Annotated in this window: 17 protein-coding genes; 14 read left to right on the top strand and 3 right to left on the bottom strand. The window is 73.4% G+C overall.

Annotated features, from left to right (window positions below):
- Positions 1–11 precede the first annotated feature (11 nt).
- The 4 genes from DNK53_RS08040 (at position 12) to ilvC (ending at position 4,079) form a co-directional block, all read left to right on the top strand.
- The gene (locus DNK53_RS08040) at positions 12–428 is read left to right on the top strand and encodes a VOC family protein (protein WP_110182388.1); all 417 of its coding nucleotides are present in this window, start codon (positions 12–14) and stop codon (positions 426–428) included.
- A 278-nt stretch (positions 429–706) separates the two neighbouring features.
- A complete protein-coding gene (locus DNK53_RS08035; RefSeq protein WP_110181781.1) occupies positions 707–2,461 on the top strand; it encodes an acetolactate synthase large subunit in 1,755 nt (584 codons plus the stop codon).
- Complete coding sequence (gene ilvN, locus DNK53_RS08030) at positions 2,458–3,003, top strand: acetolactate synthase small subunit (RefSeq protein ID WP_110181780.1); 546 nt, start codon at positions 2,458–2,460, stop codon at positions 3,001–3,003. Before DNK53_RS08035 ends, ilvN begins: the two co-directional genes overlap by 4 nt.
- 50 nt (positions 3,004–3,053) lie before the next feature.
- Positions 3,054–4,079 (top strand): ketol-acid reductoisomerase, encoded by a 1,026-nt coding sequence (ilvC, locus tag DNK53_RS08025; RefSeq protein ID WP_110181779.1) that lies wholly within the window; start codon positions 3,054–3,056, stop codon positions 4,077–4,079.
- Positions 4,080–4,193: 114 nt separating this feature from the next.
- On the opposite strand, the gene DNK53_RS08020 is transcribed toward ilvC, so the two are convergent.
- Together DNK53_RS08020 and DNK53_RS08015 are read right to left on the bottom strand one after the other, a co-directional pair.
- The gene (locus tag DNK53_RS08020; protein ID WP_110181778.1) at positions 4,194–5,075 is read right to left on the bottom strand and encodes an ABC-2 transporter permease; all 882 of its coding nucleotides are present in this window, start codon (positions 5,073–5,075) and stop codon (positions 4,194–4,196) included.
- Complete coding sequence (locus tag DNK53_RS08015; RefSeq protein WP_204163816.1) at positions 5,072–6,016, bottom strand: ABC transporter ATP-binding protein; 945 nt, start codon at positions 6,014–6,016, stop codon at positions 5,072–5,074. The genes DNK53_RS08020 and DNK53_RS08015 overlap by 4 nt, the downstream gene beginning before the upstream one ends.
- Before the next feature lie 153 nt (positions 6,017–6,169).
- On the opposite strand from DNK53_RS08015, the gene DNK53_RS08010 reads away from it, so the two are divergent.
- From DNK53_RS08010 to DNK53_RS08000, 3 genes are all read left to right on the top strand, one after another.
- A complete protein-coding gene (locus DNK53_RS08010) occupies positions 6,170–6,883 on the top strand; it encodes a DsbA family oxidoreductase (protein WP_110181777.1) in 714 nt (237 codons plus the stop codon).
- Between the two features lie 91 nt (positions 6,884–6,974).
- Positions 6,975–8,564, top strand: coding sequence for a phosphoglycerate dehydrogenase (gene serA, locus DNK53_RS08005; RefSeq protein ID WP_110181776.1), 1,590 nt, complete (start codon positions 6,975–6,977; stop codon positions 8,562–8,564).
- A 114-nt stretch (positions 8,565–8,678) separates the two neighbouring features.
- Positions 8,679–10,319 (top strand): hypothetical protein, encoded by a 1,641-nt coding sequence (locus DNK53_RS08000; RefSeq protein WP_162599832.1) that lies wholly within the window; start codon positions 8,679–8,681, stop codon positions 10,317–10,319.
- Positions 10,320–10,374: 55 nt separating this feature from the next.
- Here the strand turns inward: DNK53_RS08000 and DNK53_RS07995 are convergent, their stop codons facing one another.
- Positions 10,375–10,941, bottom strand: a complete 567-nt coding sequence (locus tag DNK53_RS07995; protein ID WP_110181774.1) for a class I SAM-dependent methyltransferase — start codon at positions 10,939–10,941, stop codon at positions 10,375–10,377.
- A gap of 405 nt (positions 10,942–11,346) precedes the next feature.
- Between DNK53_RS07995 and DNK53_RS18335 the strand changes: the two genes are divergently transcribed.
- The 7 genes from DNK53_RS18335 (at position 11,347) to DNK53_RS07965 (ending at position 20,656) form a co-directional block, all read left to right on the top strand.
- A complete protein-coding gene (locus DNK53_RS18335; protein ID WP_275425738.1) occupies positions 11,347–11,475 on the top strand; it encodes a hypothetical protein in 129 nt (42 codons plus the stop codon).
- A 9-nt stretch (positions 11,476–11,484) separates the two neighbouring features.
- Positions 11,485–12,543 (top strand): 3-isopropylmalate dehydrogenase, encoded by a 1,059-nt coding sequence (locus DNK53_RS07990; protein WP_110181773.1) that lies wholly within the window; start codon positions 11,485–11,487, stop codon positions 12,541–12,543.
- A gap of 99 nt (positions 12,544–12,642) precedes the next feature.
- Positions 12,643–13,719, top strand: a complete 1,077-nt coding sequence (locus DNK53_RS07985) for a branched-chain amino acid aminotransferase (RefSeq protein WP_110181772.1) — start codon at positions 12,643–12,645, stop codon at positions 13,717–13,719.
- A gap of 52 nt (positions 13,720–13,771) precedes the next feature.
- Complete coding sequence (locus DNK53_RS07980) at positions 13,772–15,424, top strand: serine/threonine-protein kinase (RefSeq protein WP_110181771.1); 1,653 nt, start codon at positions 13,772–13,774, stop codon at positions 15,422–15,424.
- 145 nt (positions 15,425–15,569) lie between these two features.
- The gene (cimA, locus tag DNK53_RS07975; protein ID WP_110181770.1) at positions 15,570–17,177 is read left to right on the top strand and encodes a citramalate synthase; all 1,608 of its coding nucleotides are present in this window, start codon (positions 15,570–15,572) and stop codon (positions 17,175–17,177) included.
- A gap of 65 nt (positions 17,178–17,242) precedes the next feature.
- Positions 17,243–19,261: a vWA domain-containing protein gene (locus DNK53_RS07970; protein ID WP_110181769.1), complete on the top strand. Its 2,019-nt coding sequence runs from the start codon at positions 17,243–17,245 to the stop codon at positions 19,259–19,261.
- Positions 19,262–19,270: 9 nt separating this feature from the next.
- A complete protein-coding gene (locus tag DNK53_RS07965; RefSeq protein WP_110181768.1) occupies positions 19,271–20,656 on the top strand; it encodes an amidase in 1,386 nt (461 codons plus the stop codon).
- Positions 20,657–20,688 lie beyond the last annotated feature (32 nt).

Raw genomic sequence — 20,688 nt, 5'->3', positions numbered from 1 at the left:
GAGTGGTCGGCATGGACCAGCGCCTGAGCTTCGTCACGCTCGCCGTGGCCGACGTCTCCGCGAGCCGCCGCTTCTACGCCGAGGGTCTCGGCTGGGAGCCGACCGTGGACGTCCCGGGGGAGGTGGTGATGTTCCGGGTCGCCGACAAGGTGGTGCTGTCCCTGTGGGCCGCTGCCGCCTTCGAGGCCGAGACCGGGAGCCGGGTGGCGACCGGCGTGGTGCCACCGCTGACGCTCGCCCACAACGTCGCCTCCCGCGCCGGGGTGGACCGGGTGCTCGAGCAGGCAGCCTCCGCCGGCGCCGAGGTCGTCGCGCAGGCGCAGGAGCGGGAGTGGGGCGGTTACTCGGGCTACTTCGCCGATCCCGACGGGTTCCGGTGGGAAGTCGCGTTCAACCCGGGGGAGCTCGGCGAGTCCGTGCTGCCGTAGGTCCGCCCCGCCACATGCTGGGACCGCCGTACCAGATAGTGGGACGCCTGGCAGACTGGCTTGACGTCGGTCGCCGGCGACGGCGACGGTTGTCCCATGCGCCTCGAGAACCTTCTTGTACGCACGCGACGCGTGGACTGAGCCCGACCCCTCAGCACACGCGTCACCCCTCGTCGCCGACAATCGGCCGAGGGGTTTTTTGTTTTGGTCGGACCAGCAGTGCATCGACAGGGCCCGCACGGGCCGGCAGCAGTGCCACAGCAGTGAGGAAGAGACCGATGAGTGAGCAGGACGGCAGGATCACGGGGGCGCAGAGCCTCGTGCGCTCGCTGGAGAACGCGGGTGTCACCGACATCTTCGGGATCCCGGGCGGGGCCATCCTCCCGGCGTACGACCCGTTGATGGACTCCACCCGGATCCGGCACGTCCTGGTCCGCCACGAGCAGGGCGCCGGGCACGCGGCCCAGGGGTACGCCGCCGCCAGCGGCCGGGTGGGCGTCTGCATGGCCACCTCGGGCCCGGGCGCGACCAACCTCGTCACGCCGCTCGCCGACGCGCACATGGACTCGGTGCCGATGGTCGCCATCACCGGACAGGTGGGCGCCTCGATGATCGGGACCGACGCCTTCCAGGAGGCCGACATCCGCGGCATCACGATGCCGATCACCAAGCACAACTTCCTGGTCACCGACCCGGCCGAGATCCCGCGCACCGTCGCCGAGGCGTTCCACATCGCCTCCACCGGCCGCCCCGGCCCGGTGCTGGTCGACGTCGCCAAGTCGGCGCTGCAGGCGATGACCGACTTCGCGTGGCCGACCGAGCTGCAGCTGCCCGGCTACCGGCCGATCACCAAGCCGCACTCCAAGCAGATCCGCGAGGCGGCCCGGGTGATCCTCGAGGCCAGCCGCCCCGTGCTCTACGTCGGCGGCGGCGTGATCCGCTCCGGCGCCCACCGCGAGCTGCGCCGGCTCGCGGAGTTCACCGGGATCCCGGTGGTCACCACGCTGATGGCCCGGGGTGCCTTCCCCGACAGCCACCCGCAGCACCTCGGGATGCCGGGGATGCACGGGACCGTCGCCGCGGTCGCCGGTCTCCAGCGCTCCGACCTGATCATCTCCCTGGGTGCCCGGTTCGACGACCGCGTGACGGGCAACCTCGACTCGTTCGCCCCGCACGCGCTGGTGGTGCACGCCGACATCGACCCCGCCGAGATCGGCAAGAACCGGCACGCCGACGTGCCGATCGTCGGCGACGCCAAGGAGGTCCTGGTCGACCTGCTCGCGCTGCTCGAGGCCGAGGCCGAGGCCGGCCGCACCGGGGACTACGAGCAGTGGATCGAGTTCGTCGCCGGGGTGAAGAAGCGCTACCCGCTGGGCTACGACCGGCCGGCCGACGGCACCCTCGCGCCGCAGTACGTCATCGAGCGGCTCGGCGCCATCGCCGGACCCGAGGCCATCTACGCCTCGGGCGTCGGCCAGCACCAGATGTGGGCGGCGCAGTTCGTCTCCTACGAGAACCCCAACACCTGGATCAACTCGGGCGGGCTCGGCACCATGGGGTACGCCGTCCCGGCCGCGATGGGCGCCAAGGTCGCGATGCCGGGCTCCACGGTCTGGGCGGTGGACGGCGACGGCTGCTTCCAGATGACCAACCAGGAGCTGGCGACCTGCGCGATCAACGACATCCCGATCAAGGTGGCGGTGATCAACAACGAGTCGCTCGGCATGGTGCGGCAGTGGCAGACGCTCTTCTACAACGAGCGCTACTCCAACACCCACCTGGACTCCAAGCGGATCCCCGACTTCGTCAAGCTCGCCGAGGCCTACGGCTGCGTCGGTCTCGCCTGCGACAGCGAGGCCGACGTCGACGCGACCATCGAGAAGGCCATGGCGATCGACGACCGTCCCGTGGTGGTTGACTTCCGGGTGCACCGGGACGCGATGGTCTGGCCCATGGTCGCGGCCGGCACCAGCAACGACGAGATCAAGTACGCCCGGGACCTGGCCCCCAAGTTCGACGAGGATGACCTGTGAGCAAGCACACCCTGTCCGTCCTGGTGGAGAACAAGCCGGGCGTCCTGGCCCGGGTCGCGGCGCTCTTCAGCCGTCGCGGCTTCAACATCGACAGCCTGGCGGTCGGCCCGACCGAGCACCCCGAGGTCTCGCGGATGACGATCGTGGTCAACGTGGAGGACCTCCCGCTGGAGCAGGTCACCAAGCAGCTCAACAAGCTGGTCGAGGTGATCAAGATCGTCGAGCTCGAGGGCCGGGGGTCGGTGCGCCGCGAGCTGCTGCTGGTCAAGGTCCGCGCCGACGTGGAGACACGCGGCCAGGTGCTCGACGCCGTCCAGCTCTTCAAGGCCAGGGTCGTCGACGTCGCTCCCGACGCGGTGACCATCGAGGTCACCGGCAACTCCGAGAAGCTCGCCGACTTCATGCGGGTGATCGAGCCCTTCGGGATCCGCGAGCTCGTCCAGTCGGGGATGGTCGCCATCGGTCGTGGCTCGCGCTCCATCACGGAGCGCTCGTCCCGCCCGACCACCGTCCCCGTCCCCGTCCCCGCCGCGGCCGGCTGACGCCGACCGCTCCAGAACCCCACGAAACACACCCCCAAAGGAGAGCCCCTGTGGCTGAGATGTTCTACGACGACGACGCCGACCTGTCCCTGATCCAGGGCAAGAGCGTCGCGGTGATCGGCTACGGCAGCCAGGGCCACGCCCACGCGCTCAACCTGCGCGACTCGGGCGTCGACGTCCGCGTCGGCCTGCCCGAGGGGTCGAAGAGCCGGGCCAAGGCCGAGGACGAGGGCCTGCGCGTGCTCACCCCCGCCGAGGCGGTGGAGGAGGCCGACGTGATCGTCGTGCTGACCCCCGACCAGGTGCAGCGCCACGTCTACAAGGAGGCCATCGAGCCGAACCTCGCCGCGGGCGACACCCTGGTCTTCGGCCACGGCTTCAACATCCGCTTCGGCTACATCACCCCGCCCGAGGGCGTCGACGTCATCCTGGTGGCCCCCAAGGCCCCTGGCCACACCGTGCGCCGCGAGTACGTCGCCGGCCGGGGCATCCCCGACATCATCGCCGTGGAGCAGGACGCCTCGGGCCAGGCCTGGGAGCTCGCGAAGTCCTACGCCAAGGGCATCGGCGGCACCCGCGCCGGCGTCATCAAGACCACCTTCACCGAGGAGACCGAGACCGACCTCTTCGGCGAGCAGGCCGTGCTGTGCGGTGGCGTCTCCCACCTCGTCCAGGCCGGCTTCGAGACCCTCACCGAGGCGGGCTACCAGCCGGAGATCGCCTACTTCGAGGTGCTCCACGAGCTCAAGCTGATCGTCGACCTCATGTGGGAGGGCGGCATCGCCAAGCAGCGCTGGTCGATCTCCGACACCGCGGAGTACGGCGACTACGTCTCCGGCCCGCGGGTGATCACCCCGGCGGTGAAGGAGAGCATGAAGGCGATCCTCTCCGACATCCAGGACGGCTCCTTCGCCAAGCGCTTCATCGACGACCAGGACAACGGCGGCGCCGAGTTCCTCAAGCTGCGCGAGGAGGAGGCCGGCCACCCGATCGAGGCGACCGGCAAGGCGCTGCGCTCCCACTTCTCCTGGAAGCAGGAGGACAGCGACTACACCGAGGGCTCGGCCGCGCGCTGACCCCCGCCCTCTCCGGCCCGGGGAGGGACCGCAGGACAGGAGAAGGGGCCCGACCCGCCGAGATAATCGGCGGGTCGGGCCCCTTCGTCCTGTCCGCGGGGTCGGGGTCTCGCCTCACTTCACCTCGGTGCGGGTGACCCGCCAGACGCCGAAGGCCAGAGGGAGCACCAGCCACAGCAGGCCCGAGGTGCCGATCTGCGCCCACTGCTCGCCGGTGGGCACGTCCTCGAAGAGGACCGTGTAGGAGAAGTAGAAGTCGACCCACGGCTGCAGGTCGGCGAACCACTCCTGGACCATCCCGAGCGCGAAGAGCGCGTTGGGCAGCACCAGGGAGAAGACGAAGTAGCCGACGACGGCCACCGGCGAGCTGCGGAGGACGACCCCGAGGGTGAAGCCCATCATCAGGCCCAGCACGTTGGCCAGGACGATCGTGGCGAGGTTGGCCGCGTCCACGTCCCAGACGGTCGGGGCGCCCGAGATCGCCGTCCCGACCACGTTGCCGAGCGCGCCGATCGCGAGCGCGACGCCCATCGAGACGACGCCGACGCCGACGGCGCAGACCGCCTTGGCCAGGAGCACCCGGCCGCGGTGGGGGACGAGCGTGAAGGTGGTGAGCGTCCCGCGCTGGCTCCACTCCGCGGTGACGGAGAGGATCGCGACCATCGGCAGCAGGATCGCGATCGGCATGCCGATGGCCGCCGAGAACTGCTCGAAGGTCTGGGACTCCTCCGGGGCGAAGGCCACCACGGCGGCCGTGGCCAGCAGCGCCGAGATGGCGATCCCGGCCAGCAGCCAGAACCCCGAACGGGTGTCGAACATCTTGGTGAGCTCGACCCACGCCAGGCGGCGGAAGGGGATCGGCGCGTGGGCGGCGGCCGCGCGGGCGGAGGGCGACCCCTCGGTCCCGGGCGAGGTCCCGGGCGAGGTCCAGGGCGAGGTGGTGCCGGCCGAGGTGGTGCCGGGGGTGTCGACGGTCAGGCTGGTCGCGCTGGTCATGCTGCTGCTCCTTCTCGGAGGTCGGACGAGGTGGGCGAGGGGTCGGCGTCGACGGAGTCGCGCTGCGCGGCGGCGGTGAGCTGCAGGAACATCTCCTCCAGCCCGGCACCGTCGGCGGGCCGGAGCTCGGCGAGCGGGAGGCCGGCGGCCAGGGCGACGTCGCCGACCGCCTCGCAGCCGGCGTCGCTGTGGACCAGGCCGTCGGTGCCGACCGTCGCGGCGTGCCCCGCCGCGTGCAGGGCGGCCACCAGCTCCGGCGTGCGGCGGGAGCGGGCGACGGTCCCCGCAGACTCGAGCAGCTCGGCCTTCGAGCCCCGGGCCACGATCCGGCCGCGGCCGATCACGACGAGGTCGTCGGCGACGACCTCGACCTCGTGGAGCAGGTGCGAGGAGAGGAGCACGGTGCCCCCGGCGTCGGCGAACCCGCGGAGCAGGTCGCGCATCCAGCGGATCCCCGCCGGGTCGAGGCCGTTGGCGGGCTCGTCGAGGACGAGCACCTCGGGGTCGCCCAGCAGGGCGAGCCCGATCCCGAGCCGCTGCCGCATGCCGAGGGAGTAGTGGCGCACCCGCTGGCCGCCCTCCTCCTCGGTCAGCCCCACGCGCTCCAGGGTCTCCTCGACCCGGGCCCGGGGGAGCCCCATGGTGCGCCGGGCGATCGCGAGGACCTCGCGACCGGTGCGCCCGGCGTGCTGGGCCGAGGCGTCGAGCAGGACCCCGACCTCGCGCCCGGGGTTGGGCAGCTCGGCGTAGGGACGGCCGTTGACCAGGGCGTGGCCGTCGGTCGGACGGGTGAGGCCGGTGAGCATCCGCATGGTGGTGGACTTCCCGGCGCCGTTGGGGCCGAGGAAGCCCGTGACCCGGCCGGGCGCGGCGGTGAAGGAGACGTCGTCGACGGCGAGGTGGTCGCCGTAGCGCTTCGTGAGCTGGTCGAGGGTGATCATGCCGAGCAGCCTCGCCCGGTGGCGGCAGCCGGCGCATCGGGGTGAGCGCGGGTCCCCACCCCGGCCCGACCCCGAGGGTGCCTCGGGGTCGCCCCGGGCGGGGTCGGGGGAGGAGAGGGGGAACATCCGGCCGCCCGGCCGGGTTGGCCCGACATGCGCATCGAGATCTGGAGCGACGTCGTCTGCCCGTGGTGCTACATCGGCAAGCGACGCCTGGAGACCGCCCTGGCCGACTTCGAGCACGCCGACGAGGTGGAGGTCGTCTGGCGCTCGTTCCAGCTCGACCCGGGGGCGCCGCGGGACGGCGGCGAGCTGGCGATCGACTCCATCGCCCGCAAGTACGGCCAGAGCCGCGAGGGCGCCCGGCAGATGATGGACCAGGTCGAGGCCGTCGCCGCGGAGGAGGGGCTGGTCTACCGGCTCGGGGAGACCCCGCACGTCAACACCGTCGACGCCCACCGGGTCATCCACCTCGCCCTGGCCGAGGGCGGCCCGGCGCTGCAGGGAGCCGTCAAGGAGGCGCTGCTGGCGGCGTACTTCACCCACGCCCGCAACGTCGCCGACCACGAGGTGCTGCGTGAGGTCGCGGTCGGGGCCGGGCTGGACGCGGAGCGCGTCTCCGCGCTGCTCGCCTCCGACGAGCTCACCGCCGAGGTCTGGGCCGACATGGAGCAGGCGCAGCGGTACGGCGCCACCGGCGTCCCGTTCTTCGTCGTCGACGGCCGGTACGGCGTCTCCGGGGCGCAGCCGGCCGACTCGCTGGCGCAGGTGCTCGACCGTGCCTGGCAGGAGGCCCACCCGGCGCCGCTGGTGATGCAGAGCGACGCCGCCAACGGCGTCTGCGGACCGGACGGCTGCCCGGTCTGACCCCGTCGGATCGGGCTAGGGTGGCCCCGGCACAGCGTCGTGCACCCGCGGCCCCCGGGCCGCCCCACTTCCTCCCCCGCAAGGACCCGCTGTGACCCACCGACCCGTCGTCCTGATCTCCGAGCCGCTGAGCCCGGCCACCGTCGCCGAGCTCGGTCCGGAGTTCGAGGTCAGGACCTGCGACGGCACCGACCGCGAGGCGCTGCTCGCCGAGGTCGGCGCGGCCGACGCGCTGCTCGTCCGGTCCCAGACCCGGGTCGACGCGGAGCTGCTCGACCGCGCGCCGCGCCTCAAGGTGGTGGCGCGCGCGGGGGTCGGCCTCGACAACGTCGACGTGCGCGCCGCCACGCAGCAGGGCGTCATGGTCGTGAACGCGCCCACCTCCAACCTCGTGAGCGCGGCGGAGCTGGCGGTCGCCCTGCTGCTGGCCGCCGCCCGGCACGTGAGCCCCGCCCACGCGGCGCTCCGGCGCGGCGAGTGGGAGCGGACCCGGTTCACCGGCACCGAGCTCTTCGAGAAGACGCTCGGCATCGTGGGGCTGGGTCGCGTGGGGGTCCTCGTGGCGCAGCGGCTCGCCGCCTTCGGGATGCGCGTGATCGCCTACGACCCCTACGTGCAGGCGGGTCGGGCGGCGCAGATGGGCGTCCGCCTGGTCGACCTCGACACGCTCCTGCTGGAGTCCGACTTCATGTCGGTGCACCTGCCCCGCACCGTCGAGACCGTGGGGCTGATCGGGGCCGCCGAGCTGGCGCGGGTGAGGCCCGGGCTGGTGCTGGTCAACGCGGCACGCGGCGGGATCGTCGACGAGGCGGCCCTGCACGACGCCCTGAAGACCGGCCGGGTCGCCGCCGCCGGCCTCGACGTCTTCACCGAGGAGCCGTGCCCCGACTCCCCGCTGCTCGCCCTCGACAACGTGGTCGCCACGCCCCACCTGGGGGCGGCCACCGCCGAGGCGCAGGAGAAGGCCGGCGTCGCGGTCGCCCGCTCGGTCCGCCTGGCGCTGGCCGGCGAGCTGGTGCCCGACGCGGTCAACGTCCAGGGCGGGGTGATCGCCGAGGACGTCCGCCCCGGCATCCCGCTGACCGAGAAGCTCGGGCGCGTCTTCACGGCGCTGGCCGGCGAGGTCGCCCAGCAGATCGACGTCGAGGTGCGCGGCGAGATCACCGAGTACGATGTCCGCGTCCTCGAGCTGGCCGCCCTCAAGGGAGCGTTCTCCGACATCGTCGAGGAGCAGGTCTCCTACGTGAACGCGCCGCTCCTGGCGGCCGAGCGGGGCACCTCGGTGCGCCTGGTCGCCGACCCCGAGAGCCCCGACCACCGCAGCCTCATCACGGTCCGGGGCACGTTGGCCGACGGCTCCCAGGTCTCCGTGGCCGGCACCCTGGTGGGCATCGCCCAGCGCGAGCGCCTGGTCGAGGTCAACGGCTTCGACGTCGACCTCGAGCCGACCGAGCACCTCGCCTTCTGCGTCTATGCGGACCGTCCCGGCATCATCGGGACGGTCGGCGGGATCCTGGGTGACGCTGGGGTCAACATCGCCGGCATGCAGGTCTGCCGTCGCGACCGCGGCGGGGACGCGCTGGTCGCCCTCTCGGTCGACTCCGCGATCCCGGCCGAGGTCCTCGCCGAGATCCAGGTCGCGATCGACGCCGTCTCGGTGCACGCGGTCGACCTGGCCTGACGGCCTCCCGGCGTCGCGTGGGTGACGGGACGTCCGGTGCGGAAGGTTCCGCGTGACCGGGCCCCTGACCTGTGACTAGGGTGTGCCGCACGTTCACGACCTCCGGGGGAATCCATGCTCGCTCGACGTCTCCTTGCCGCACTGCCGTTGGTGCTGGTCCTCATGCCGGGCGGTCACGCGTCCGCCGCCGGGCCGGACGGTGCGACGGTGCCCGACGCCTTCGACCGCCTCGACCGCAGCCAGCGCGCCGCGGACGGCGCCCGGAGCCGCGCGCAGGCCGACGGGTGGGCCGAGGGCGTGGTGCGTCGCTCCGCGTCGCTGCGCGACGTGGAGTCGACGTCCGCCAACCCCCAGCACCAGCTCACCTCGGTCGACGTCGCCGTCGACCTCGAGGCACAGGTCCTCACCACCACCGCGTCCTTCGCGCAGGCCCCCACCGACGCTGAAGCGGTCCTCGGGGTCGTGCTCGGCACCTGGGACGGCAGGTCGTGCGTCTCCGCCTTCACGGCGCTCACCACCACCGTCTCCTCCCAGGTGCAGGGCCAGTTCACCGACGGCACCGGCGTGCCGCTCAGCCGCACTGTGGGAGGGGCGTCGGTGACCCTCACCAGCGCGGCGCATCCCCTGCTGCGGGACAGCGCGTTCGAGTGCGCCTACGCGGTCGTTCTCCCGACCGACCAGAACGGCGCCGTGCTGAGCAGGGCCTTCGCGGAGGCGTTGGACGAGACCCACCGGCCCGCACTGGAGGTCGATCCCGACCAGCTCATGGTCGGCGCCCGCGCCGGCCGCTGGGCCTCGCTGCGGGTCACCCTGCGCAACACCGGCAAGGGCGACGCCGGACCGGTGCGGCTCACCGCCGCTGGTTCGGGCGTGCAGGTGCGACCGGGCGTCGTGGAACTGCCCGCCCTGGCCGGCCGCTCGTCGGAGTACGTCGAGCTGAAGATCCGCCTCACGGCCCCCAAGAAGGCGAAGGGCAAGGGCAAGAAGGGCAAGAGGACGAAGAGCGCCAAGGCGCCGCGGCCCCGGCCCGTGACCCTGACGGCCACCAGCGCGGGCGCCTCGCCGGCCACGGCGCGGCCCCAGGTCGCGATCACCCCCAAGCCCACCGTGCCGAAGAAGCTGGAGGGCAGCTACTGGTGGGGCTGGGAGTCGACCACCACCATGTCCAGCGCGGGGTGGATCACCCACGGGGTCTGGTTCGTGGACGCGAAGTGGGCCTACACCGGCTGGGCGGAGGGGCGTCGGCCCCGGTGCTCGGCCAAGGTGAAGGAGTGCCAGCGCTACACCTACAACAAGCGCAAGGGTGTCGTGAAGATCGGCAAGAAGCGGGCCAAGGTCACCTCCGAGGGTTTCGCGTTCGTCCACCCGGGCGCGGGGGAGAAGCTCGACTTCCACCCGCTCACGCTGCCGGCCAAGGGCACGAAGCTCCAGACCGACCTGATCCACCAGAACTGGTCGGGCACCTGCATGCTGATGTGCAACAGCTGGACGGAGAACCTCTCGTTCGGCTCAGACGGGAGGTTCGCCCTGAGCCGGGTCACCATCGGCAGCTGGCCGGGCCTGGGCAGCGTCTGGAGCATCCTGCCGCCCGACCAGCGCGGCACCTACCGGGTCGTCCGCAAGGGGATCGTGGAGCTCACCTACGACGACGGGACCAGGAAGCGGCACGTGATCGGGATCGAGCACGACCCCAGCGGGAAGCCGAACCCGGTGGCCGCCGGACTGCTGCTCGACGACGTGAACTACTACCACTGAGGCGCCGCGCTGGGACAACGCGCTGGATCGACGCCCGGGGGGCCGCCGCCCGCGGTCAGCGGCGGGTGGCGATCAGCGCCGAGGCGTCGGGCGCGATCATCACCTCGACGGCGGTGAACCGGTCGTCGGTGAGCCACTCCTCGCGCAGCGTGTCGACGCGGCCGAGATAGATCGGGGGCCACGACTCGCACGGGGTGAAGTCGTCGAGCACGACCAGCCCGCCGGGCTCGACGAGGTCGGCGACGGCGTCCACACGGACGCTGTCGGGGTCGCCGGAGTCGAGGAAGAGGAGCGAGAAGGGCCCCTTGCTGCTGAGGGTGGACCAGTCGGCCTGGAACACCTCGACCGACGGGTCGTCGGTGAAGATCTCGGCGGCCGCGGCGGCCAGCGCGGGGTTCAGCTCGGCGGTGAGGATCCGGGCGTCGGTGCGCACCCCCGAGCGCAGCCAGGCGGTGCCGACGCCGCACCCGGTGCCGAACTCCGCCATGACGCCGCCCCGGGTGGCGGCCAGCGTCGCGAGCAGCCGGCCGGTCTCGTTGCGGCAGAACGAGACGTAGCCCGCCTTGCGCGAGACGTCGAAGGCGCGCGCGACGATCTCGGGGAGTTCGGGGGGAGCACTCATGCCCCCGAGTCTCTCATCCTGGGAATTGCGTCTCGCAAGGTGGACTCCTGGCGGGATGCCGGTGCGCGGTCGTGGCGACGGGAGTATGGTCGGCCCATCATGCGGAGCGTCTTCGTACTCATCGACTGCCGCGGCGAGGCCTGACAGAGGGCCACCTCGCCGCGGTGCTCGGCGTTGACGTGGCCCTCGACCAGCAGCCCCCACTGCGTCGCGGCGCCCCGCTCCTCCGCACGACGTGACCCGCCTCCGGTGTGGCCGGCGTTCCCCCTCCCACGCGATCCGTGGTCGAGACCGGGACCGCCCGCCGCGACGCACGGGTGCTGCGCCCCGCAGCACCCGCACCCGTCCAGCACACCGTCACCACCCGCGCACCCTTGCGCCCGACGCACTTCCGAGGAGCACGCCATGTACGACATGTACCCGGCCGAGTGGGGCCCGGCCCGCCACGACCCCGACAGCCCGCACAGCCTCCAGGCCCTGCAGACCGCGCTTGACCTGCGAGACAACGGCGGCCAGCGCCCCGACGACAACTAGCCTCACGCCATGACCCAGACCCCTGCAGCCCCACCGGTCACGCTCGCCGTCATCCCCGGCGACGGGATCGGTCCGGAGGTCACCACAGAGGCACTCAAGGTGCTCGACGCGGTGGCCCCGGGAGCCTTCGACACCACCCGCTACGACCTCGGCGCGGAGCGCTACCTCGCGACCGGCGAGGTGCTCCCCGACTCGGTCCTGGCGGAGGTCCGTGCCCAGGACGCGATCCTCCTCGGCGCGGTCGGCGGCAAGCCCAACGACCCGAACCTGCCGCCCGGCCTGCTCGAGCGGGGCCTGCTCCTGCGCCTGCGCTTCGAGCTCGACCACTACGTCAACCTGCGCCCGTCCCGGATCTTCCCCGGCGTCCCGTCCCCGCTCGCCGATCCCGGCGAGGTCGACTTCGTCGTGGTCCGCGAGGGCACGGAGGGCCCCTACACGGGCAACGGCGGCGCGCTGCGGGTCGGCACGCCGGCCGAGGTGGCCACGGAAGTCAGCGTCAACACGGCGTACGGCGTCGAGCGCGTGCTGCGCGACGCCTTCGCCCGCGCCCAGAAGCGTCCGCGCCGCAGGATCACCCTGGTCCACAAGACCAACGTGCTCGTGCACGCCGGCTCCGTGTGGTGGCGCCTCTTCGAGGAGGTCGGCGCCGAGTTCCCCGACGTGACCCGCGACTACATGCACATCGACGCGGCCACCATCTTCATGACCACCGACCCGGCCCGCTTCGACGTGATCGTCACCGACAACCTCTTCGGCGACATCATCACCGACCTCGCCGCCGCCATCACCGGCGGCATCGGCCTGGCGGCCTCCGGCAACGTCAACCCCGACCGGACCACCCCCTCGATGTTCGAGCCGGTCCACGGCTCCGCGCCCGACATCGCGGGCCAGCAGAAGGCCGACCCGACCGCAGCGATCCTGTCGGCCGCCCTCCTGCTCGACCACCTCGACCGCCCCGACGAGGCCGCGCGGGTCGAGAAGGCGGTCCTCGAGGACGTCTCCGCGCGCCGCGCGGGCGAGGTACGCCGCACGTCCGAGGTGGGCGACGCGATCGCCGCCCGCCTCTGACGTGGCCTCCGCGCACCTCGCCCCGGCACGGTCCGGCGGCGCCACCGCAGGGACCCTCGCCGGGGCGGGGGCCCGGCCCGAGCAGATAGCCTGACGCCCATGGAGATCAGCACCACCCTGTCGACCAACCCCGTGGAGGACCAGCGCCTCGCGGAGGTGCTCGCCAGTCCCGGTTTCGGCCAGCACTTCACCGACCACATGCTCACGGTCGAGTGGACCCCCGACGAGGGGTGGCACGACGCACGGATCACCCCCTACGGCCCGATCTCGCTCGACCCGGCCACCGCGGTCCTGCACTACGCGCAGGAGACCTTCGAGGGGATGAAGGCCTACCGCCACGACGACGGCAGCATCTGGACCTTCCGCCCCGAGGAGAACGCGAGGCGGATGGTCCGGTCCTCGCAGCGGCTCGCGCTGCCCGAGCTGCCGCCCGAGGAGTTCGTGCAGGCGGTCGACGCCCTGGTCGCCACCGACCAGCGCTGGGTCCCCGACAGCGTGGGGGAGAAGAGCCTCTACCTGCGGCCCTTCATGTTCGCCTCCGAGAAGTTCCTTGGGGTGCGCCCCGCGCAGCACGTCACGTTCATGGTGATCGCGAGCCCCGCCGGCTCCTACTTCCCCGGGGGCGTGAAGCCGGTCAGCCTGTGGCTGACCGAGGAGTACACGCGCGCCGCCCGCGGCGGGATGGGCGCGGCCAAGACGGGGGGCAACTACGCCTCGTCGCTGGTCGCGCAGCAGGAGGCGAGCCGCCACGGCTGCGATCAGGTCGTCTTCCTCGACGCCCAGGAGCACCGGTACGTCGAGGAGCTCGGCGGGATGAACATGTACTTCGTCCACGCCGACGGCCGTGTCGTCACCCCCGAGACCGGGGGCACGATCCTCGAGGGGATCACCCGTGCCTCCGTCATCGAGCTGGCCGGCAAGCTGGGCCACGAGGTCGAGGAGCGGAAGTTCGCGATCGACGAGTGGCGCGAGGGGGTGGCCTCGGGGGAGATCGTCGAGGTCTTCGCCTGCGGCACCGCCGCGGTGATCACCCCGGTCGGGGAGCTCCGCTCGGCGCAGGGCACGGTCCCGGCTCCCCGCAGCACCGAGCTGACCATGCGGATTCGCCAGGCGCTCGTCGACATCCAGTACGGCCGGGCCGAGGACACCTTCGGCTGGATGCACAAGGTCTGCTGAGGCACGGGTCGGCCTCCCGCCCGGGAGGCCGACCGCTGGGTACGCTCGCCGGGTGACCGCCGCCCCCCGCCAGCAGCATGGACCCGCCGGGCGCACGGCCCCGGGGCTGCGGATCGGGGGCTACCAGCTGCTCACCCGCCTGGGCGAGGGCGGCATGGGCGTGGTGCACCTCGCCGCGCGACCGGGCGGTCCGCGGGTGGCCCTCAAGGTGCTCCGTCCCCAGGTGGTGGGCGACGACGAGGCCCGTGCCCGGCTGGCCCGCGAGGTGGAGACGCTGAGCCGGGTCCGCAGCCCGCGGGTGGCCGAGGTGCTGGACGCCGACCCGTGGGGCCAGGTCCCCTTCGTGGTCACCCGCTACGTCCCCGGGCTCTCGCTCCAGGAGCACGTCCGCCAGGAGGGACCGGTCCGCGGCGACGACCTGGTCCACCTCGCTGCCGCCCTCGCCGAGGCGCTCGCGGCGGTGCACGCGGTCGGCGTGCTCCACCGCGACGTCAAGCCCTCCAACGTGCTGATGGAGGGACGCAACCCCGTCCTCATCGACTTCGGCCTCGCGCGCCTCGCCGACGACCCGCGGATCACCCGGGTGGGGTGGCTGATGGGCACCCCCGGCTACCTGGCTCCCGAGATCCTGCACGGCCACGACCCGACGCCGGCCTCCGACGTCCACTCGTGGGCGGCCACGGTCGCCTGGGCCGCCACCGGCCGGCGCCCCTACGGTGCCGGCCCCGACGTCGCCGTGATGGACCGCGTCCGCCGCGGGGAGCACGACCTGCGCGGGCTCGACGGCCCCCTCCGCCGGGTGGTGCTGGCCGCCCTCGACCCCGAGCCGACGGCCCGGCCCAAGGTGGCCGAGCTGCGGGCGTGGCTGCGCGACGGCGTCCCCCCGGGCCGCCCGGTGCCGCGGCCCCTCCCGGACGAGCCGCGCACCCTCGCCCTCCCGGTCCCGGGGACTGACGACTGGGACGACGACCCGACCGACGACTGGCGGGACGACTGGCGGGACGCCCCGACCGACGACGGGCGGGACGACTGGCAGGACGCCCCGACCGACGACTGGTCTGACGAGGACGACGACGAGGACGAGGCGTGGGTCCCCTGGACCGGGGACGACCGCGCCCCGGAGCCGGTGCCGCCGATGGAGCGGCTGCGACGTGCGGTCCTGCTCGGCGGCACGGCGACCGCCGCGGCCGCGGCGCTCGCGTGGGCCCCGTGGCTCGCGGCGGCGACCCTGGTCGTCCTCGCCTGGCTCCTGCGCAGCGGCTCCCGCGCGGCGTCGGCGGTCCGCGACCGGCGGCTGGCCCGGGGCGCCCGCTGGTACGACGGCGTGCTGGCCTCGTTCTCCACCCCCTACCACCTGCTGGCCGCGGTGCCCGGGACCCTGCTCCTGGGGGCCTGGGCGGCGGGGGTCGCCCTCGCGGTGGGCCTGCTCTGCTTCGCCTTCGCGGTGGGGGAGTCCCTCTCGCTGGGGCTGGTGGGCGCGGGCTTCGTGCTGGGGCTGTGGGCCGGACCGGGGAGCGGCCGGGTGCGGCGTCCGGTGGGTCGGGTGGTCCGCCCGGTGGCGGCTCGCGGCGTCGGCTGGCTCGTCGCGGCGGCGGTCGTCGGGGCCGTCGCGTCCGGGTTCGTCTCCCTCGCCGCCCAGGGCACCCACTGGGACCCGGCCTCCGACGCGCCCTGGCGTGCGGTCCCGATCCCCGGACTCCGCTGACGCACGGTCCACGCGCGTGGCACGATGCCGTCTGTGCACGACCAGGTGATCATTCGCTAGCGCGTCGAGGACCCCCTCGACGCGCAACCTTCCGTACCCCGGGAGGTTTTTTTTGTTGCCCGGACCCGACCCGAGAGATGCCGAGATGGACCTGCAGGGCTCGTTCCACGTCTACGACACCACCTTGCGCGACGGCGCGCAGCAGGAGGGGCTCAACCTCTCCGTCGCCGACAAGCTGACGATCGCGCGCCAGCTCGACGACCTCGGCGTCGGGTTCATCGAGGGCGGCTGGCCCGGTGCCAACCCCAAGGACACGGAGTTCTTCCGCCGCGCCGCCACCGAGCTCGACCTGCGCCACGCCCGGCTCGCGGCCTTCGGCGCGACCCGCAAGGCCGGCGTACGGGCGGCCGACGACCCGCAGGTGGCCGCGCTGCGCGACTCGGGGACCCCGGTCGTCACGCTCGTCGCGAAGTCACACGACCGGCACGTCGAGCTGGCCCTGCGCACCACGCTCGAGGAGAACCTCGCGATGGTCGGGGACACCGTCGCCCACCTCGTCGCCGAGGGCCGCACCGTCTTCCTCGACGCGGAGCACTTCTTCGACGGCTACCGGGACAACCGCGCCTACGCGCTCGAGGTGCTCCGGACCGCCTACGAGGCGGGCGCCGAGGTGGCCGCCCTCTGCGACACCAACGGCGGCATGCTGCCGGGCTGGGTCTCCCACGTCGTGGCCGACGTGCTCGACGCGACCGGTGGCCGGGTCGGCATCCACTGCCACAACGACACCGGCTGCGCGGTCGCGAACAGCCTCGCGGCGGTGGACGCGGGGGCGACCCACGTCCAGGGCACGCTCAACGGCTACGGCGAGCGCACCGGCAACGCCGACCTCGTCACCGTCGTCGCCAACCTCCAGCTCAAGCTCGACCGGCAGGTGCTGCCCGAGGGGCTGCTGCGCGAGGCCACCCGGATCGCCCACGCGGTCGCGGAGGTCACCAACGTCCCGCCCGCCGGCCGGCAGCCCTACGTCGGCGCGTCGGCGTTCGCCCACAAGGCCGGGCTGCACGCCTCGGCCATCAAGGTCGACCCGAACCTCTACCAGCACCTCGACCCCGTCGAGGTCGGCAACGACATGCGGCTGCTGGTCTCCGACATGGCGGGCCGCGCCTCGATCCAGCTCAAGAGCCGTGAGCTGGGCTTCGACCTCGGCGACTCCGACGAGGACCGCGAGCTGATCGGCCGCGTCACCGACCGGGTCAAGACGCTCGAGCAGCAGGGGTACACCTTCGAGGCCGCCGACGCCTCCTTCGAGCTGCTGCTCGTCGAGGAGGCGGAGGGCCACCGGCCGTCGTACTTCGAGGTGGAGTCCTGGCGGGTGATCACCGAGAGCGCCTCGCGCGGCTCCGGCGCGGGTGAGGAGGCGCTCTCCGAGGCCACGGTCAAGCTGGTCTCCTCGGGCGTCCGGTTCGTCGTGACCGGCGAGGGCAACGGCCCCGTGAACGCCCTCGACGCGGCGCTCCGCCAGGCCATCTCGCAGGCCTACCCCGAGGTCGCCAAGTTCGAGCTCATCGACTACAAGGTCCGGATCCTCGACGCGGGCCACGGCACCGACGCCGTCACCCGCGTCCTGATCGAGACCTCCGACGGGGAGTCCTCCTGGGTCACCGTCGGGGTGGGTGCCAACGTGGTCGAGGCCTCGTGGGAGGCGCTGGTCGACGGCCTCACCTACGGGCTCCGGCGCCACCACGTGGACTGAGCCGGCGGTCCGCGGCGCGCGGACCGGGCGGGTCCCTCGGGTTCGGTCCATCATAGGAGGGCAGTATGGAGGCCATGCCTGCGCACCACCAGCACCCGCCCACCCGCACCCGACCCCTGCCCCGCCTGCTCCCCGCTCTGCTCGTCTGCTTGGCCGTCGCGCTCGTCGCCGGACTGGCGGGCCCTGCCCCCGCTGCCCGTGCGGGGGAGGAGCCGGCCCCGGTGTCCGCCACTCGCGAGGCACCCGACGGTGGTGAGGACGGGACCGGACGCCTGGTCCTGGTGCTGGACTCCTCGGGGTCGATGGCCGAGTCCGCAGCCGGTGGCGGCAGCAAGATCCAGGCGGCCAAGGACGCGCTCGGCCGGGTCGTCGACGAGCTGCCCGACGAGGCCGAGGTCGGGATACGCGTCTTCGGGTCCGAGGTCTTCGACCGCAGCGAGCCGGGCGCCTGCACAGACTCCCGGGCGGTGGTCCCGGTCGGGCCGCTGGACCGCGCAGCCCTGACCGGGGCCGTCCGCGACTACGAGCCCTACGGGGAGACCCCGATCGGCCACGCGCTGCGCGAGGCCGGCCGGGACCTCGGCCCGGCCGAGGACGGCGTCGCCCGCACGATCGTGCTGCTCTCCGACGGCGAGCCCACCTGTGAGCCCGACCCGTGCGAGGTGGCCGCCCAGCTGGCAGACCAGGGCATCGACCTGACCATCAACGTGGTCGGCCTCGACGTCTCCGGCCGGGCCCGCGAGGCCCTGCGGTGCATCGCCCGCCGGGGCAACGGCACCTATTACGACGCCTCCTCGGCCGAAGAGCTGTCCAGCAGCCTGGTCAAGGTCAGCGTGCGGGAGATGCGACGGTTCCGGCTCGACGGCGAGCGGGTCCTGGGAGGGGAGACCGTGGAGGACCCGCTGCCGCTGCAGCCGGGCACCTACGTCGACACCTCCCGGGGCGATGACCTCGTCCGGACCTATCTCGTGGAGAAGCCGGTCGACGGAGGGCTCACCGCTTCGGTCCTCGTCCGGCCGCGCAAGGACGACGAGAACTGGCACACGGCCATCCACCTCAAGCTCCTCACGCCGGAGGGCGCGGAGTGCGAGAACTCCATCGCCCAGGAGTTCCAGATCCTCGGCCTGACCCCGATCTCGGCTGCGGGGATCGAGCACCACCAGCTCAGTCGGGGCTGGCGGCAGGAGGAGTGTCTCGCCGCCGATCGGTTGGTGCTCTCCGTCCAGCTGACCTCGGAGCCGTCGGACTACCTGCTCCGGGTGGGCACGCACGGCGAGATCGACAACCTGGCCCTGCTGCCGGGCCCGCTGGACGCGCCCGACGAGGAGTGGGTCGACGTCGTCGACCTGCCGCGGAGCGGGGAGAGAGTGCCGGTCGTGGGCGGCGTGCACTTCGCCGACGCCCCGGCCCTGGAGCCCGGCACGACCTACGCCGACACCCTGCGTCCCTCCGAGCAGCTGGTCTACCGGGTCCCGGCGGAGTACGGCCAGGCGGTTCGGCTCTCGGCCCGGGTGCGACCGGACGCGCGGGCCGCGGACCGTCTGGGCTTCCAGGGCAATCCCGTCCGGCTGTGGGCGCACACCGCGCTGTGGCAGGCGGTGCCCGCCGTCGCGGGTCATCCGGAGGTGCGGGGCAACAGCATGTACTCCGGCAGGGAGCCGGTGGTGCTGACGGCTGTCGTGCCGCCCCTGCGGCTGGCCAACGGGGAGGCGCCCCTGTGGCGCCACCAGACCGCGACCCGCGGTGGCGATCAGGTCTTCGTGCTCGGCATGGGTGCCCTGGACGAGGACCGTGACTTCGCCGTACCCGTCGAGCTGCGCGCCGAGGTGCTCGGCGACGTTGAGGGTGTCCCGGAGTACACCGAGGGGGAGCAGGGTCCCGGGCTCGAGGCCACGCAGACGCCCTCCGGCGAGGCGTCCGCGACCGGGCCGGAGGAGGACGAGGACGACGACGGCGCCGGAGCCACGGTCGGGTCCGACCCGGACCTGCTTCCCTGGGGTGTCGCGGTGGGCGCCGTCCTCCTGCTCCTCGTGGTCGGGGGGCTGCTGGTCCGCCGCTCCCGCAGGGCTTCGGGTCCCGCGTAGGGTCCGGGCATGGCAGAGCTGCACGACCTGACGGCCCTCGAGCAGGGCGCGGCGGTGCGCCGCGGCGAGGTCTCTCCCCTCCAGCTGCTGGACCACTACCTCGCCCGAGCCGACGACGTCGGCGCCTTCGTCACGGTGGTCCCCGACCTCGCCCGGGCACGGGCGGCGGCGCTGCCCCGGGAGGCGGCCTCGCCGCTGCACGGCGTCCCCACGGCGATCAAGGACCTGCACCCCACGACGGGGGTGCGGACGACGTTCGGCTCCGCCGCGTACGCCGACCACGTGCCGGAGCTGTCCGACCACCTGGTCCGCTCGGTCGAGGACGCCGGCATGGTGTGGTTCGCCAAGACCAGCACCCCGGAGTTCGGCTCGCCCTGCTACACCGAGCCCGAGGGGCTGCCGCCCGCGGTGACCCCGTGGGACCGCACGCGGATGGCCGGCGGCTCCTCGGGCGGCGCCGCGGCGGCGGTGGCCGCCGGGCTCGTGCCGGTGGCGCCGGGCTCGGACGGCGGCGGCTCCATCCGGATCCCCGCCTCGTGCTGCGGGCTGGTGGGGCTCAAGCCCTCGCGCGGGCGGATCAGCGGGGGTCCGGCGTACGGCGACCCGGTGGGGCTGGCCACCGCCGGCCCGCTCGCCCGGGACGTGCGGGACGCCGCGGCGCTGCTCGACGTGCTCGCCGGGCCGCGGACCGGCGACCCGACGTGGGCGCCCGAGCCCGGCTCCACCTTCCTCTCGGCCTGCGACCGCGCGCCCGGACGGCTGCGGGTCGCCCGGTTCCTGGAGCCGGTGCTCGCCGACACCGAGGTTCACCCGGAGTGCGTGACGGCGTACGAGGACGCCTCCCGGCTGCTGGAGTCGCTGGGCCACGAGGTCGAGGACGTCCCCGTGCCGTTGCCGCGCGAGGCGGTGGCGGTCTTCGAGGTGTGCTGGTCGGTGCTGACGGCGCTGTCCCGGGCGCCCGAGGGGCGCGAGGGCGACCTGCGCCCGCTCACCCGCTGGCTCGCGGCCCGGGGGGAGCGGGTCTCGGGCCCGGAGTTCGGCCTGGCCATCGGCGAGATGCGGCGCCTGGCCGCCGCGGCGCTGATGGCGCTGGCGCCCTACGACCTGGTGCTGACCCCGACGCTGGCCTCGCCGCCGTTGCCCGTGGGGGCGTTGCGGGACGACGAGGACCCCGCCGCGGACTTCGCGGCGCAGACCCGCTTCACCCCCTGGACGTCCGCCTGGAACGTCACCGGGATGCCGGCGGTCTCGCTGCCGCTGCACCAGACCGCCGACGGCCTCCCGGTCGGCGTGATGCTCGCGGCCCGACCGGCCGAGGACCAGCTGCTGCTGTCGGTCGCGGCGCAGGTCGAGGCCGCGGCGCCGTGGTCGCAGCGTCGGCCGCCCGGCTGGTGAACGGGCCTTGACCGGGCTGTGACGGGGGGCGT

The organism is Nocardioides solisilvae (genome assembly GCF_003194625.1).
Lineage (GTDB): Bacteria > Actinomycetota > Actinomycetes > Propionibacteriales > Nocardioidaceae > Nocardioides > Nocardioides solisilvae.
The sequence above is the reverse complement of the archived record's forward strand: the minus strand, read 5'-3'. Positions and strand labels throughout refer to the sequence as shown.